Genomic DNA, 18,432 nt, shown 5'->3' with positions numbered 1-18,432 from the left:
AAATATATTTAGTATGACTAGAGAAGAAAAATCAATTGCTATTGAAAATTTGACTGCACAGTTAGCAGATGTGAATGTTGTGTATTTAGCAGACATTTCTGGACTTGATGCAGGAACTACTTCAGACTTAAGAAGAGCTTGTTTTAAAGCAGGAATCAAATTAGAAGTTGTAAAGAATACTTTATTAGCAAAAGCTATGGAAGTTTCTCCAAACGACTACGGAGATTTATCAACTACTTTACAAGGAAATACTTCTATAATGATCGCAGATACAGCTAATGGACCTGCAAAAATTATTAAAGAATTCCGTAAAAAAGGTAAAAAACCTGTATTAAAAGGAGCTTATATTAATGAAGAAGTTTACATTGGTGACGAACTTTTAGATAGCTTAGTAGCTATTAAATCTAGAGAAGAAGTTATCGGTGAAATCATCGGATTATTACAATCTCCAGCTAAACGTATTATTTCAGCTTTATTAAACAACGCTGAAACTAAAGGTGAAGCTGCAGAATAACAAAACAAAACGCACTTAATAAATTACATATTTTAAACACATTAAAGATAGAAAAAATGGCAGATTTAAAAAATTTCGCAGAACAATTAGTTAACTTAACAGTAAAAGAAGTTAACGAATTAGCAACAATATTAAAAGACGAGTATGGTATCGAGCCTGCTGCTGCAGCTGTTGTAGTTGCTGCTGGTGGTGGTGATGCTGGTGCTGCTGCTGAACAAACTGAGTTCACAGTTGTATTAAAAGAAGCTGGTGCTTCTAAATTAGGAGTTGTTAAAGCGGTTAAAGAATTAACTGGTTTAGGTCTTAAAGAAGCAAAAGATTTAGTAGATTCTGCTCCAACTAATGTTAAAGAAGGAGTTTCTAAAGATGAAGCTGAAGGTCTTAAGAAAGCTTTAGAAGAAGCTGGAGCTGTTGTTGAGTTAAAATAATCTCACCCAGTTTATAATACAGGTTTAGGTCTTGGAAGTCATTTCCACGACCTAAACCATTTTTCGTATAATAAAATTCTACTATTTTTTAATAGTTTTACGAGAAATATTTTTTTAAATCAATACGAAGAAAAAAAGTGATTTTATATTGTTTTTAAAGATGTATTGGTTGTAAAAAAAAAGTATAAAATATTTTAAATGTTGTGTAATACACAAAGAATTACTTTTTTTTAATCATAATATTATCCATTGATGATTGCTAATCAAACAGAAAGAATCAATTTTGCCTCGACAAAAAATATTCCTAATTATCCGGATTTTCTAGATATTCAGGTAAAGTCATTTCAAGATTTTTTTCAATTAGAAACCAAATCAGACGAAAGAGGTAACGAAGGTCTTTATAATACCTTCATGGAAAATTTTCCAATAACTGATACTAGAAATCAATTCGTTCTTGAATTTCTTGATTATTTTATTGACCCACCAAGATATACTATCGAAGAATGTATCGATAGAGGTTTAACATACAGTGTTCCTCTAAAAGCGCGTTTAAAGTTATATTGTACAGATCCTGAGCACGAGGATTTTGAAACTATCGTGCAAGATGTTTATTTAGGAACAATCCCATACATGGCACCAAGCGGAACTTTCGTTATCAATGGAGCTGAACGTGTTGTTGTTTCTCAATTACATAGATCACCAGGGGTTTTCTTTGGTCAATCTTTCCACGCAAATGGAACTAAATTATATTCTGCCAGAGTAATTCCTTTCAAAGGTTCTTGGATAGAATTTGCAACTGATATCAATAATGTAATGTATGCATACATTGATAGAAAGAAAAAATTACCAGTTACTACACTTTTCCGTGCTATTGGTTTCGAAAGAGATAAGGATATCCTTGAAATTTTCGACCTTGCTGAAGAAATTAAAGTTTCTAAAACTGGTATTAAAAAATACATTGGTAGAAGACTTGCTGCACGTGTTCTTAACACTTGGCATGAAGATTTCGTAGATGAAGATACTGGCGAAGTTGTTTCTATCGAACGTAATGAAATTATTTTAGATCGTGATACTATCTTAGATAAAGATAATGTTGAGGAAATTATTGAAGCTGATGTAAAAGTAATTTTATTACACAAAGAGGATAGTAATCAAGCAGATTTTGCTATTATCCACAATACATTGCAGAAAGACCCTACTAACTCTGAAAAAGAAGCAGTAGAACATATATATAGACAATTACGTAATGCAGAACCGCCAGATGAGGAAACTGCACGTGGTATTATCGATAAATTATTCTTCTCTGATCAACGTTACAACTTAGGTGATGTAGGTCGTTACAGAATGAATAAAAAGTTAGGCTTAGATATTCCTATGGATAAACAAGTTTTAACTAAAGAGGATATCATTACGATTGTAAAATACTTAATTGAATTAATTAATTCAAAAGCAGAGATTGATGATATTGACCACTTATCTAACCGTCGTGTTAGAACGGTTGGTGAACAATTATCAGCTCAGTTTGGTGTTGGTTTAGCTCGTATGGCTCGTACAATTCGTGAAAGAATGAATGTACGTGATAATGAAGTCTTTACTCCAATCGATTTGATTAACGCGAAAACGTTATCATCTGTAATTAATTCGTTCTTTGGTACAAACCAGTTATCTCAGTTCATGGACCAAACGAATCCATTAGCAGAGATTACTCACAAACGTCGTTTATCAGCACTTGGACCTGGAGGTTTATCTAGAGAAAGAGCAGGATTCGAGGTTCGTGACGTTCACTATACACACTACGGACGTTTATGTCCTATTGAAACTCCTGAGGGACCAAACATTGGTTTGATTTCTTCACTTGGAGTATATGCAAAAGTAAACGGAATGGGATTCATCGAAACACCTTACCGTAAGGTAACTGATGGTGTGGTTGATTTAACTTCAACTCCAGTTTATTTAAGCGCTGAAGAAGAAGAAGGAAAAATGATTGCGCAAGCAAACATTGAAATGGATGAAAACGGTAAAATTCTTGCTGATAATGTAATTGCTCGTGAAGAGGGAGATTTCCCAGTTGTTTCACCATCTGCAGTTCATTACACAGACGTTGCACCAAATCAAATTGCTTCTATTTCTGCTTCATTAATTCCTTTCTTAGAGCATGATGATGCGAATAGAGCCTTGATGGGATCTAACATGATGCGTCAGGCTGTACCTTTATTAAGACCAGAAGCACCAATTGTTGGTACTGGTTTAGAAAGACAAGTTGCGTCTGATTCTCGTGTCCTTATTAATGCTGAAGGTTCTGGAGTTGTAACTTACGTTGATGCCGATATGGTAACAATTAAGTACGACAGAACTGAAGAACAAAGAATGGTAAGTTTTGAAGAAGATGAAAAAACTTATAATTTAATTAAATTCAGAAAAACGAATCAAAGTACAACTATCAACTTAAAACCTATCGTAAGAAAAGGAACTAGAGTGGAGAAAGGTCAAGTACTTTGTGAAGGATATGCAACGCAAAACGGAGAGTTAGCTTTAGGTAGAAACCTACAAGTTGCCTTCATGCCTTGGAAAGGGTATAACTTCGAGGATGCAATTGTAATTTCTGAAAAAGTTGTTAGAGATGATATTTTTACATCTATCCACGTTGATGATTATTCATTAGAAGTTAGAGATACGAAATTAGGTAACGAAGAGTTAACTAACGATATTCCTAACGTTTCTGAAGAAGCAACGAAAGATTTAGATGAAAATGGAATGATAAGAATTGGAGCTGAAGTGAAACCTGGTGATATCCTTATCGGAAAAATCACACCAAAAGGGGAATCAGATCCAACTCCAGAAGAAAAATTATTACGTGCTATCTTTGGTGATAAAGCGGGTGATGTAAAAGATGCTTCTTTAAAAGCTTCTCCATCATTACACGGTGTAGTTTTAGACAAAAAATTATTTGCTAAAGCCGTTAAAGATAAACGTAAGCGCTCTAAAGATAAAGAAGATTTAGACAAACTTGAAATGGAATTCGAAGTGAAATTCGTCGAATTAAAAGACAGGTTAATTGACAAATTATTCTTAATCGTAGACGGAAAAACATCTCAAGGTGTAATCAATGATTTAGGTGAAGAAGTATTACCAAAAGGTAAAAAATTCACTAAAAAAATGTTACAATCTGTAGACGATTTTGCTCACTTAACAAAAGGACAATGGACAACAGACGAACATACAAATTCATTAATTAACGATTTAGTACACAACTATAAAATCAAATTAAACGATTTACAAGGTGTATTAAGAAGAGAGAAATTTACAATTTCTGTAGGTGATGAATTACCAGCTGGAATTTTAAAATTAGCTAAAGTTTATATCGCTAAGAAACGTAAGTTGAAAGTAGGGGATAAAATGGCAGGACGTCACGGTAACAAAGGTATTGTTGCTAAAATCGTTCGTCAGGAAGACATGCCTTTCTTAGAAGACGGAACGCCAGTAGATATCGTATTAAATCCACTTGGAGTACCTTCGCGTATGAACATTGGACAGATTTATGAAACTGTATTAGGTTGGGCAGGTTTAAAAACTGGTAAAAAGTTTGCAACTCCTATCTTTGATGGTGCTTCATTAGATCAAATTAATGGATACACTGACGAAGCTGGAATTCCAAGATTCGGTCATACTTACTTATACGACGGTGGAACAGGTGAACGTTTCCATCAACCAGCAACTGTAGGTGTAATTTACATGCTTAAGTTAGGACATATGGTTGATGATAAAATGCACGCTCGTTCAATCGGACCATACTCATTAATTACGCAACAACCTTTAGGAGGTAAAGCGCAATTTGGAGGTCAACGTTTTGGAGAGATGGAGGTTTGGGCACTTGAAGCATACGGTGCATCAAGTACTTTAAGAGAAATCTTGACTGTTAAATCGGATGACGTTAATGGTAGAGCCAAAACTTACGAGGCAATCGTAAAAGGTGAAACTATGCCAGAACCAGGATTACCTGAATCATTCAATGTATTAATGCATGAATTAAAAGGTCTTGGTTTAGATATCAGATTAGAAGAATAAATAAATAAAATTTATCAATGTAGAGACGTTTTTAACGTTCTCTACTTTGGTATTTTAAAGAGTTTTTAGGATTTAGTCCCGTAATCCGTTCCGATTTTTTATAGAAATTTTAATTTTTATAATTAGCACTTCAATATTGAGATTGAAGTTTAGAGAAGTAATCCGTGGTCCTAGTTTTATAAATAATAAAACTAAAATCAATTTTAAATTGCACATAAATCAATAGTAAAAACTATGATGAATAATAGAAATAATAAAGACAAAAGTACTGGAGTTAAAAGATTTAACAGAATAACAATTGGTTTGGCTTCGCCAGAATCAATGTTAGGTGAATCTAGAGGTGAGGTTTTAAAACCAGAAACAATCAACTACCGTACACACAAACCAGAAAGAGATGGTCTTTTCTGTGAACGAATTTTCGGTCCAGTTAAAGATTTCGAATGTGCTTGTGGAAAATATAAAAGAATTCGCTACAAAGGAATCGTTTGTGACCGATGTGGAGTTGAAGTTACAGAGAAAAAAGTACGTAGAGATAGAGTAGGACACATTAACCTTGTTGTGCCAATCGCTCACATCTGGTATTTCCGTTCTCTTCCAAACAAAATTGGTTACGTTTTAGGATTACCATCTAAGAAATTAGATATGATTATCTACTACGAAAGATATGTAGTTATTCAAGCAGGTATCGCTAAAGGTCCTGAGGGTGAAACTTTAAATAGACTTGACTTCTTAACGGAAGAAGAATATTTAAATATTGTGGATACCTTACCAATGGAAAACCAATATTTAGATGATACAGATCCAAATAAATTCATCGCCAAAATGGGTGCTGAATGTATTATGGATTTATTAGCTCGTACAGATTTAGATGAATTATCATATAAATTACGTCACGCTGCAAATAATGAAACTTCTAAACAAAGAAAAACAGAAGCATTAAAAAGATTGAATGTTGTTGAATCTTTCCGTGAATCTAACAAAAACAGAGAAAACCGTCCAGAATGGATGATTTTAAAAGTAATCCCGGTTATTCCACCAGAATTACGTCCTCTTGTGCCTTTAGATGGTGGTCGTTTCGCAACTTCAGATTTAAATGATTTATACAGAAGAGTAATCATCCGTAACAATCGTTTAAAAAGATTAGTGGAAATTAAAGCGCCAGAAGTAATCTTACGTAATGAAAAACGTATGTTACAAGAAGCGGTAGATTCACTTTTTGATAATACAAGAAAAGCTTCTGCAGTTAAAACAGAATCAAACAGACCATTAAAATCTTTATCAGATTCATTAAAAGGAAAACAAGGTCGTTTCCGTCAAAACTTATTAGGAAAACGTGTTGATTATTCTGCGCGTTCAGTAATTGTTGTTGGACCAGAAATGAAATTGTTCGAATGTGGTCTTCCAAAAGATATGGCTGCTGAATTGTACAAACCATTCGTTATTCGTAAATTAATCGAAAGAGGAATCGTTAAAACAGTGAAGTCGGCTAAGAAAATTATCGACAAAAAAGAACCAGTAGTATGGGATATCTTAGAAAATGTTATCAAAGGACATCCAGTATTACTAAACCGTGCTCCTACACTTCACCGTTTAGGTATCCAAGCATTCCAACCGAAGTTAATTGAAGGAAAAGCAATCCAGTTACACCCATTAGTATGTACGGCATTCAACGCCGATTTCGATGGTGACCAGATGGCAGTTCACTTGCCTTTAGGTCCAGAAGCAATTTTGGAAGCACAATTATTAATGTTAGCGTCTCACAATATCTTGAACCCTGCGAATGGTGCGCCAATTACGGTTCCTTCTCAAGACATGGTATTAGGTCTTTACTATATGACCAAAGAACGTTTAACAACTCCAGAAATGAAAATTTTAGGAGAAGGATTAACTTTCTATTCTGCGGAAGAAGTAAATATTGCTTTAAACGAAGGAAGATTAGAATTAAATGCTAGAGTGAAAATTAGAGCAAAAGATTTTAACGAAAACGGAGAGTTAGTTAACCAAATTATTCAAACTACAGCAGGTAGAGTATTATTTAATGAAGTAGTACCTGAAGCTGCAGGATATATAAATGAAGTTTTAACAAAAAAATCTTTAAGAGATATTATTGGTAAAATTTTAGCGGTAACTGATGTACCTACTACAGCAGCTTTCTTAGATGATATGAAAGATATGGGTTACAAATTCGCTTTCAAAGGTGGATTGTCATTCAGTTTAGGTGATATTAGAATTCCAGAACAAAAAACGCAATTAATTGCTGATGCTCGTGTACAAGTAGAAGGTATTTCTATGAACTATAACATGGGACTTATCACAAATAATGAGCGTTACAATCAGGTAATTGATATTTGGACTTCTGCCAATGCACAATTAACAGAATTAGCAATGAAAAATATCCGTGAAGACCAACAAGGTTTCAACTCGGTATATATGATGCTTGACTCTGGTGCAAGGGGTTCTAAAGAACAAATTCGTCAGTTAACTGGTATGCGTGGATTAATGGCTAAGCCGAAAAAATCAACTGCAGGTGGTGGTGAAATTATTGAAAACCCGATTCTTTCTAACTTTAAGGAAGGTTTATCGATTTTAGAATACTTCATTTCTACTCACGGTGCGCGTAAAGGATTAGCGGATACGGCTCTTAAAACTGCCGATGCAGGATATTTAACAAGAAGGTTACATGATGTATCTCAAGATGTTATTATCAATTCTGTAGATTGTGGAACATTAAGAGGTGTAGAAGTTTCTGCATTAAAGAAAAACGAAGAAATTGTTGAAACATTAGGAGAAAGAATCTTAGGACGTGTTGCATTGCAAGATGTTGTAAATCCATTCAACTCTGAAGTTTTAGTTCACGCTGGAGAACATATTACGGAAGCAATTGTTAAAGCTATTGACGCTTCGCCAATTGAAAAAGTAGAAGTTCGTTCACCATTAACTTGTGAAGCTAAAAAAGGAATCTGTACAAAATGTTACGGAAGAAACTTAGCAACAGGTAAAATGGCACAAAGAGGTGAAGCTGTCGGTGTAATTGCTGCACAGTCAATTGGAGAGCCAGGTACACAGTTAACACTTCGTACTTTCCACGTTGGAGGGGTTGCCGGAGGTATTTCTGAAGAAGCTGGAATTTCTGCTCGTTTTGCTGGTAGACTTGAAATCGAAGATTTAAAAACAGTTAAAGGAGAAGATGGTGAAGGTAATACTGCTGATATCGTAATTTCTCGTTCTACTGAATTAAAATTAGTTGATGTTAATACAGGTATTTTATTAAGTACTCATAATATTCCTTACGGTTCTACAATTTCTGTTAAAGACGGAGATGTAGTTGAAAAAGGTGCAACAATCTGTAAGTGGGATCCTTATAATGGTGTAATTGTATCTGAATTTACAGGTAAAATTGCTTATGAAGATTTAGAACAAGGTCAATCATTCATGGTTGAAATTGATGAGCAAACAGGTTTCCAAGAGAAAGTAATTTCTGAAGGACGTAACAAAAAATTAATTCCAACTTTACATATTTATGGTAAAGATGGTGAGTTAATTAGATCATACAATTTACCTGTAGGTGCTCACCTTATGGTTGATGATGGTGAGAAAATTAAAGCAGGAAAAATTCTTGTAAAAATCCCTCGTCGTTCATCTAAAGCTAGTGATATTACTGGAGGTTTACCAAGAATTACTGAGTTGTTAGAAGCTCGTAATCCTTCAAACCCTGCAGTTGTTACTGAAATTGATGGTGTTGTTACTTTCGGAAAAGTGAAAAGAGGTAACCGTGAGTTATCAATTGAATCTAAATTCGGAGATGTTAAGAAATATTTAGTGAAGCTTTCAGCTCAAATCTTAGTTCAAGAAAATGACTTCGTAAGAGCAGGAACTCCATTATCAGACGGAGCAATTACTCCAGAAGATATCTTAAGAATTCAAGGACCATCTGCTGTTCAACAATACTTAGTAAACGAAATTCAAGAAGTTTACCGTTTACAAGGGGTGAAAATCAATGACAAACACTTCGAAGTTGTGATTCGTCAAATGATGAGAAAAGTAAGAATCCAAGATCCAGGTGATACATTATTCTTAGAAGATCAATTAGCGCATACTTCAGACTTTATCCTAGAAAACGATAAGTTGTACGGAATGAAAGTTGTAGAAGATGCTGGAGATTCAACTAATTTAAAACCAGGGCAAATTATTTCTCCAAGAGACTTAAGAGATGAAAATTCATTATTAAAACGTGAAGATAAAAACTTAGTTTCTGCAAGAGACGTAATTACTGCGACTGCAACACCTGTATTACAAGGTATTACAAGAGCATCGTTACAAACGAAATCATTCATTTCTGCAGCATCGTTCCAGGAAACTACTAAAGTATTAAACGAAGCAGCTGTTGCTGGTAAAATAGATACATTAGAAGGATTGAAAGAAAATGTAATTGTTGGTCACAGAATTCCTGCTGGAACTGGTATGAGAGATTATGATAATATTCTTGTAGGTTCTAAAGAAGAATACAGTGAGTTAATGGCTGGAAAAGAAGAATTCAGCTACTAATTTCAATAAGCATATATAATTATAAAAACCTAACAGATTTTTTTCTGTTAGGTTTTTTTTTAATCAAAATTATACTTAATCTTGTAGTATAGTTAACAACACGATATGGGTTTGTAAATAGTTCAAAAACTGATAGGGCTTATATATTAAAAAAAATAAAAATGGAAAATAACAATCAAGAAGGTCAAATCAATATCGAATTAGACGAAAAAGTTGCAGAAGGAACGTATTCTAATTTAGCGATAATTAATCATTCTAATACAGAATTTGTGTTAGATTTTATTTCGTTAATGCCAGGTGTGCCAAAAGCTAAAGTAAAATCAAGAATTATTTTAACGCCACAACACGCTAAAAGATTATTAAAAGCTTTAAACGAAAATATTCACAGATTTGAAAGTACACACGGACAAATTAAAGAAGAAGAACACCCGCCAATTCCATTAAATTTTGGGCCAACCGGACAAGCATGATTTAAGAAAAACCTTCAAAAACTGAAGGTTTTTTCTTTTATATTAAGGTTTTTTAAATAAAAAATCTAACAATATTCTTATAAATAGAATTAATATTTAACACAAAAAAACCATTATTTAAAAGATATTATTTTTACTTTTATTAAAGCAAATGTTTATAAGAGTTGAGATCGAAACTCTAATTTATTTAGTAATATTCAAGTAATATTATAATTTAAATTAGTTAGTTTTTGAAATGTTTGAATGTGCTATTACGAGATAAACAACAAAAAGCATGGTAAAAAAATTTTTGATTATAGACGATCATTTAGTTGTGCGTACAGGTGTTTCTATACTTTTAAAGGAAAAGATTGAGGACCTACAAATATTCAATGCGGAAAATTTCTTTGAAGCTATTAATATGTTACGAAAACAAGTTTTTGACTTGGTTATTTTGGATATTAATATTCCTGGTGGTAAGAATACTGAGATGATTCAAGAAATAAAGATTATTCAACCTACCGTTAAAGTATTAGTTTTTTCTGCCTATGAAGAAGAGCAATATGCATCCAGATATATTATTTCTGGTGCTAATGGCTATCTAAATAAATTGTGTAGTGAAGAAAAAATGATAACAGTTGTAACTTCTATTTTAGAAACTGGAAAATATATTCCTACCGAAATAGCTCTTCAAATTGCGAATGCAGGTTTGAATAAAAAAGTTGTGAATCCTTTAGTAAATTTGTCTAAAAGAGAATTTGAGATTGTAGAATTACTGGTAAATGGCAATGGGAATCTAGAAATTTGTAACAAACTCAATATTCATATGTCAACAGTAAGCACATATAAAGTAAGGGTTTTCGAAAAGCTTAAAATCAATAATCTAGTTGAGTTAATCGATATTTATAAAAGTTATAATTAAAATTTTAAATGTAATCTGTTATTATTTCAATAGTTGTTCCTACATTGATTTCGCTAGTTATTTTAATATCTCCATTAATAATAGTCAAAAGTTCTATTATCATATGCAATCCTTGATGGTAGTTTTTTAATGTTGGATTTTTAGAAAAATTCAAATAATACTCAACAACATCCTGATTCATACCTTTTCCAGTATCTTTTACAGTTAAGAAAAGTTGTTTTTCTGTTGTTTTAGAACGTAGCTCAATTGTACCGTTTTTAGTGTTTTTTACAGCATTATCTATCAGGTTGTGAATAATTATAGATAATACCTTGTTGTTGGTTTTGATGTGTTTTTCAGCATAAGTATTATTAATAATTACTGTTTTTTCAGACGCTGCTATTTTTTCAAAAATTAAGATTTTTTCCTGTATCAGATCATGTAATGAATAAGGATTGTCTTCCAGTTTTTTTCCTTCAATAAATATGGTAGAATATCTAACCAAATTGTCTACATATTCGTATAATTGACTAGAAGAAATATGTAAAGATTCAACCTTCTGTTTTAGTTTCTCATCCTGTTGTATTTCTTTAGAATCAAATAAATGACGAACCGTGTAAGATAAAAATTTTAAAGGACTTTTGATATCATGACTAATGCTTTTTACCAAGCGCTCTTGTTGACCTACTTCTTGTTTTAAATTGTCTTTAGCTTTTTTTAGTTTATCAATAGTTTTTGCTAGTTTTTGTGTTTTCTGAATGACAAGTTCTTTTAATTGTCTGTTCTTCATTTTTAGATAATACAAACGCATGTACCATAAAAAGATGATACAGGCAATGAATAAAAGAAAACATAAGATTTGAAACCATAAGGTTTGGTAAAAAAGAGGTGGAACAATTAGAGTCATTGTTTTGTATCTATAAACAGAATCAAAACCGGAAAGACTTCTTACGGTTAATGTGTAATTTCCTGGAGGAAGAGTAGTAAAAGAGATGGATCTGTCATCTCCTATTTTTTCCCAACTACCAATAGTTGTACCCGTTAATCTAGCTTCAATATTTAAATTATTCGAATTTCCATAATAGGCATAATCAATAAAAAATTGTATCCTTTGAAAATTATTTTCCAACATAATAGTGTCTTTCGGATGTATAGTTTTCTGATCCGTAATAACGTTATCGATGAACAATTCTTTATTAGGGATTAAAGGTTTGATTTTGTTAGGGTTAAAAAACACCATACCATTCATGGATGGTAAAGCGATGTTGCCATTTTTTAGATAGTTTCCAACGGGTTGACAACCCCCATTAAACTCATTAGTTAAAAAACCATTTTCTTTATTATAATGATGGTAATATATTGTGTTCTTGCTCTTTTTATCTGTACAGCACATTAGTAACATTTTTCTTGATACTTGAAAAAGTCCTTTGTTTGTAGGTATCCAAAAAAAGCCCTTTTTATCTTCTAATATACAATGAGAAGAATTAAGGTAACCATTTTTATCTTTTGGAAAAGAATATATAGTATTATCTGAATACAGAAAAAAACCTTTATCATAAGTTGTTATCCATATTTTTTTACCACTATCAATAAAAATACCACGTATATTTATTTTCTCTGTGTTCTTAATGAAAGTTAACTTCTTTGTAATTATGTTATATTTATACAATCCTTTCTCACTTCCAAGATAGAATGTTTTCGTGTCATATTGTGCAATATAACTTATATTTGTATTTAAGTTTGTGGCTAGTTTTGGTTTTTCATTGTATTTGGTTATATAATAAAGTTTCGCCTTATAATAGCGTTTTTTCATATGGTCTTCATGTTGGTCTAAATTAATCCAAATCACATTATTTTGGTCTTTAAATAAAGTTCTGATAAATTGGTTAAAATTATACTCAACATGTTTTTTATAGCCTGTTTCTTTCAAATAACACATGAGCTTCATTCTTCTGACAATCCATAAGTTCTGATAGTTATCTTTTGTCATAGTTATCCTTTCATTATAGGTAATCTTCTCAAAAGCAATACTGTCAATAATCTTTTTGTCATTCATAATCAATCCATCAGAAGTGATGATTGAACTATCATTAAAAGGAGATGAAGCATAGAAAACATCCATTTTTAACGAATTTTTTTTCACTGTTTTAAATGAAGGGAAAGTAATAATACACAAACCATTTGTGTCGCTACCTAAATACAGTTTTTGGTTTGTGTCATCATAAAAAACAGTAGTGATATTGCTTTTGTCAAAATCTTTGAAGTCAATAATTAGCGTCGCAGATAAACTATAATCTTGAGCTTTTATGAGATATAATTTATTTTTAATATTTAAAAAAACCTGATTGCTAGGAATATTCCAATGCAATTTATACTTGTCTTTAAACAATGAAGAGTCGAGTTTTCCAAATGATTTTTTATTTTGTGAAAAACAAAAATATTCCCCTTTTTCATTTAAGTAATAAAGCGTGTCATTAATGGTGAAAAAATTAAAAACGCTATTATTTTTAAATGCAATCTTATAGATGCTTCTCATTTTGGCATCACAAAAATCTATTCCTTCCGTGCTAACAAAATAAAAATTTCCATTAGTTAATCTAATACAGTATCTGTCGTTTGGGTTTATGGATAAAATTGAAGGTAGCCCATCATGAAAATAAAAACGTTTCTTATTTCTTGTAAGGTAATAAGGAAGTTTTCTTTTGGTTGTTTTTTGTATTTTTCTTTGATTAATTAAGACTAATTCGTTTTCTTTTTCTGTATTAGAATATAAACTATCTTTTTCTATGTTTCCTAAAATTTTTCCAAAACGATTTCCGATTAAGTTTACGGTTGAAGAGTTAAATACTTGAAAATTATTTCCGTCATATCTCACCAATCCATTTTGGGTAGTCATCCATATAAAATTGTATTTGTCTTTTACAATGGAACTTATACTACTTTGTGGGAGTTCATTATTATCTGACGTATACCAACGAGCAGAATGGTTATCCTGTCCAATCCCTTTGTTTATAAATAACAAAAGTAAAATGAAATAGTAATAAAAGGACGGGTATATCTTCATTTTTATTGCCTAATTGTTTCTCCAAAATTACAAAGATTTATACTATTGTTTATAGTCTTGTAGTATTAATTCTACATCAATGTAGGTTTATTACTACACCATATTACTAATTGCCGATATTTTATCCTGCTATATTTGTAGTAGACGTTCTTTAAAACACTATAAATAAATTAGATAGTCTTCTTGCTATTGGAATACAGTATGAAATATCTACTGAATTTAGATAGAGAATGTAAAGTACCAACCTCAAATAATGTCAATTTTTAATACCACTAAACACAACTATTTTTCAGTAACCCAATTAAAACAAATAGACTTATGAAGGAAAACTACAATTCGTTAGGTAAAAACCAAAGGGTATTATCTTCAGGTACAGAGAGTAATGTGAGTTTTATGACAAGTACAGATTTTAAACATACTAATGTTAAAAGACCAAATAGGTTTTTTAGTTTAGTAATGTTAATTATGTTGTTAATGGCTGTGTGGAGTAGTGCGCAAGTAACCACGAATGGAGGTTCGGGTTTAGCGCCTACATACACCAGTTTAGCTAATGCGGTAGCGGCCCTAAACGCAGCTACGATTTCAAGTCCGGTGGTGATTACCTTAACAGGAAACGAAACAGCTCCTGCAGGTGGGTATCGTATTACTGCTCAAGGTGATGCTACGAATACTATTATTGTTGAGGGATCTGGAAGTATAATTACGGCTGCATTGATAGGTGTAAATGGTAATTTGTATGATGCCATCTTCAAATTAGTTGGAGCAGATTATGTAACCATTCGTAATTTTACCATGCAGGAAAATGCAGGAAATACTTCATTAACAACTTCTGCAACTAATAGAATGACAGAATGGGGTGTTGCTTTATTGTATTTAACAACAACTAATGGGGCACAAAATAATACTATTCAAGGAAATACCATTTCTTTAAACAGATTATATCGTGGCAGTTTTGGTATTTACAGTAATTCAACACATGCTGAAACTACACAAGGAACAAATGCTACAGCAACTGGTGCTACAGGAAGTAATACAGGTTTGAGGATTTTATCTAACATAATCTCTAATGTAAATATGGGAATTGCAGTAGTTGGACCAACGGCTGCTGCTGATCACAATCAATCACTAACAATTGGTGGTGCAGGTTTTGGAAATACAATTACTAATTTTGGTACTGATGTTCCCTTTGGTACTCCAGTAAATGTATCTGGTTCAAGTTATGGCGTTTTAGTAAGAAATACGGCTAATTATACAATTTCACATAATACAATCAATAGTTCTGATGGGGGATATATTGCAACAACTGGTGCTCAATTCAAGGCAATTTATATACCAACATTTTCTAATGCTCCTATTGGTACTTTGACTCAAGTAATCGATCATAATACGTTTTCTATGCGTCCGGCCTCAATTTTGACGTATGTTATTCATGTAGAAACTGGTACAGGAAGTACTGACACTAGTTTGAGTATTTCCAATAATAATTTTACGAATTCAACATTTACGACAGCAAGTAGTAATGCAGCGTTTTACTGTGTTGTAAATAGAATGGGGAATTTGACTGAAAATATGAATTCTAATACTTTTACCAACTTAAATATTGATACAACAGGTACTGTTGTTTTTTTTGATCATTTAGTAGTTAGGCCTGCAAATGCCATTTGTAATGTGAATAATAATAGTATTGTAGGGACATTTACCAAGTCAGCAGGAGGGGCATTAACATTTTACTTAAGTGGTGGAGTTTCACCAGCTTCAGTAACTGAAACTTTTAGTGATAATAATTTTTCTAATATTACATTATCTGGAGCAACAGCTATTACTGGCATGCGATGTATTGATGGTAGTGCAGCTTCAGGTTCCACTAAAACAATAACTAATAATATTTTTTCTAACATTATAGGTGGTACTGGTGCTACAACATTGCTATTTGTAAATGGGTCTTCTAATTCAACAACCAGTATGGTTGCTAATAATACCATTACTAATATAACAGGAGGTGGGGCTATAACTGGAATTGAAAGTTTGTTTTATGGTAGTCAAATATTTGAAAATAATAAGATTAATGGGTTAACTTCTTCTGGAGGGGCTGCTGTTAATGGAATGAATATTGGTGGCTCTGGAACACAAAAAATTTTCAAGAATAAAATCTATAATTTAGAAAACACAAATGCTGCAGGAAGTATAAATGGAATTAATTTAATTGGCGGAACAATTGATGTTCAAAATAATATGATTGGCGATTTAAGAACACCTAATGCAGATGGATTCAATCCATTAAACGGTATTAATATCGCAGTTACAACAGGTAGTGTAGATGTTTCTCATAATACAGTAATGTTAAGTGGAGGAAGTACAGGAACAAACTTTGGTACTAGTGCTGTTTCTGTAACTACTGGAACTATTACGATGCGAAATAATATTTTTGTCAATAAAACCACATCTAACGGTACTGGTTTAGCTGCTGCATACCGTCGTTCTTCTACAGATTTGAGTACATATGCAGTCGCTTCAAATAACAACTTATTCTTCGGAAGTACCATTTTTACAGATGGTACAAATACAGATGCTACTTTAGTGGCATACAAAGCCAGAGTAACACCAAGAGATGCTTGCTCTGTAACAGAAGATCCAACATTTCTTTCAACAGTAGGTGCGAATGCTAACTTTTTACATATTGATACAACTATACCTACATTAATTGAAAGCTGGGGAGCACCTATTGCTAGTATTACTACTGATTTTGATGGAGATGCAAGAAATGTTGCTACTCCAGATATTGGCGCGGATGAATTTAACGGAACGTATATTCCTCCTACTACTAATTCGACTACAGTGTCAGCATGTGATAATTATACTTGGTCAGTAAATGGCATCAACTATACTACATCAGGGATATACAATTATTCTGCAGATTGTCATTATACCGAAATCTTAAATTTAACTATCAATACTACACCAGTTGCGGATGCTCCAGCAAATGTCACAGCTTGTGATAGTTATACACTTCCAGTTTTAACAGTTGGTAACTATTTCACAGGTGCTGGTGGAACAGGAACAGCTTTGAGTGCAGGAAACAATATTACTGCTACACAAACTATTTATGTGTATTCAGAAACAGGAACAACGCCAAACTGTACAGATGAGAATTCTTTCCTAGTAACAATCAATACTACGCCAGTTGCGGATGCTCCAGCAAATGTAACAGCTTGTGATAGTTATACACTTCCAGCTTTAACAGTTGGTAACTATTTCACAGCTCCTGGTGGAACAGGAACAGCTTTGAGTGCAGGAAACAATATTACTGCTACACAAACTATTTATGTGTATTCAGAAACAGGAACAACGCCAAACTGTACGGATGAGAATAGTTTTACAATAACTATCACTACAAGTTCATCATTGCCAACAGAAGTTGTTTCAGTTTGTGATTCGTATACTTGGTCAGCAAATGGATCAGTTTACACAACTAGTGGAATTTATACTTCAACTACAAACTGTGTAACAAGAACATTAGATTTAACAATTACTTCAAGTTCATCATTACCAACGGAAGTGGTTTCAGCTTGTGATTCATACACTTGGTCAGCAAATGGAACTATTTATACAACTGGAGGAACATATACTTCAATAACAAACTGTTTAACTAGAACGTTAGACTTAACTATTAATACGGCTACAACGCCAACAGGAGCTTCAACTCAAGTGATTAATGGAGGTGTTGCTTCTGATGTAACAATTGAAGATATCATAGTTTCTGGAACTGGAATTATTTGGTATCCAACGGCGTTAGATGCTGCAAATGGAACAAATCCTATTGCGCCTAGTACGCAATTAGTTGATGGTGAAGATTACTTCGCGGTTTCAGTAAATGGGAGTTGTGTAAGTTCTGCATTTCAAGTTACCGTAACAGTAGTTTTAGGAAATGCGAGTTTTGACTTAGCAGAATTAAATTACTATCCAAACCCAGTTGTTGAAACATTTAATGTGAGACATAATAGAAACATTACTAGTGTTCAAATATTTGATGTGTCTGGAAGAATGGTTAAATCAATTCAACCTAATACTGAAATGGTTGAAATTAATTTAAGAGAATTGTCAACTGCAATGTATATTGTGAAATTACAATCAGAAGATAATAAGCAAGCTGAAATTAAAATCTTTAAAAAATAATTTCAAGTAAAATAATCTTAAAAATGGGCTAATCGAAAGGTTAGTCCATTTTTTGTTAGGATATCTATGTTATAAGTGGGTTTATGTTATAAATCAGTGCGTTTGTAGTGTTATTTCTACATCAATGTAGATTTATTACTACATATTATTGATGGTAACAAATATTTTATCCAGCTATATTTGTAACAGACATTATTTAAATACTTAAGGAAATTATTAGGAGTGTTTTACTTCTGTTATAGTTAAGTGAAAGGTAAATATAGTTTTTATAAAAATCAAAAAAGTTAAATCAG

At 32.4% G+C, this 18,432-nt stretch carries 8 protein-coding genes; 7 read left to right on the top strand and 1 reads right to left on the bottom strand.

All coding sequences use genetic code 11. From position 1 onward, the window contains the following. Positions 1 to 13: 13 nt before the first annotated feature. From rplJ to BMX42_RS04415, 6 genes are all read left to right on the top strand, one after another. On the top strand, positions 14 to 514 hold the full coding sequence (rplJ, locus tag BMX42_RS04440) for a 50S ribosomal protein L10 (RefSeq protein WP_091309363.1): 501 nt from the start codon (positions 14 to 16) through the stop codon (positions 512 to 514). Between the two features lie 56 nt (positions 515 to 570). After that, positions 571 to 942, top strand: a complete 372-nt coding sequence (gene rplL, locus BMX42_RS04435; protein WP_091309359.1) for a 50S ribosomal protein L7/L12 — start codon at positions 571 to 573, stop codon at positions 940 to 942. Between the two features lie 252 nt (positions 943 to 1,194). Beyond that, positions 1,195 to 5,007: a DNA-directed RNA polymerase subunit beta gene (gene rpoB, locus BMX42_RS04430; protein ID WP_091309356.1), complete on the top strand. Its 3,813-nt coding sequence runs from the start codon at positions 1,195 to 1,197 to the stop codon at positions 5,005 to 5,007. A 234-nt stretch (positions 5,008 to 5,241) separates the two neighbouring features. After that, positions 5,242 to 9,552, top strand: a complete 4,311-nt coding sequence (rpoC, locus tag BMX42_RS04425; protein WP_091309352.1) for a DNA-directed RNA polymerase subunit beta' — start codon at positions 5,242 to 5,244, stop codon at positions 9,550 to 9,552. Positions 9,553 to 9,713: 161 nt separating this feature from the next. Further along, positions 9,714 to 10,022 (top strand): DUF3467 domain-containing protein, encoded by a 309-nt coding sequence (locus BMX42_RS04420; protein ID WP_091309347.1) that lies wholly within the window; start codon positions 9,714 to 9,716, stop codon positions 10,020 to 10,022. A gap of 274 nt (positions 10,023 to 10,296) precedes the next feature. Continuing rightward, the gene (locus BMX42_RS04415; RefSeq protein ID WP_091309343.1) at positions 10,297 to 10,923 is read left to right on the top strand and encodes a response regulator; all 627 of its coding nucleotides are present in this window, start codon (positions 10,297 to 10,299) and stop codon (positions 10,921 to 10,923) included. Positions 10,924 to 10,927: 4 nt separating this feature from the next. On the opposite strand, the gene BMX42_RS04410 is transcribed toward BMX42_RS04415, so the two are convergent. Beyond that, positions 10,928 to 13,966, bottom strand: a complete 3,039-nt coding sequence (locus BMX42_RS04410) for a ligand-binding sensor domain-containing protein (protein WP_091309339.1) — start codon at positions 13,964 to 13,966, stop codon at positions 10,928 to 10,930. Between the two features lie 318 nt (positions 13,967 to 14,284). On the opposite strand from BMX42_RS04410, the gene BMX42_RS04405 reads away from it, so the two are divergent. After that, a complete protein-coding gene (locus tag BMX42_RS04405) occupies positions 14,285 to 18,139 on the top strand; it encodes a T9SS type A sorting domain-containing protein (RefSeq protein ID WP_091309335.1) in 3,855 nt (1,284 codons plus the stop codon). The last annotated feature ends 293 nt before the right edge of the window (positions 18,140 to 18,432 follow it).

This window comes from Flavobacterium terrigena, assembly GCF_900108955.1.
GTDB classification, from domain to species: Bacteria; Bacteroidota; Bacteroidia; order Flavobacteriales; family Flavobacteriaceae; genus Flavobacterium; species Flavobacterium terrigena.
The sequence above is the reverse complement of the archived record's forward strand: the minus strand, read 5'-3'. Positions and strand labels throughout refer to the sequence as shown.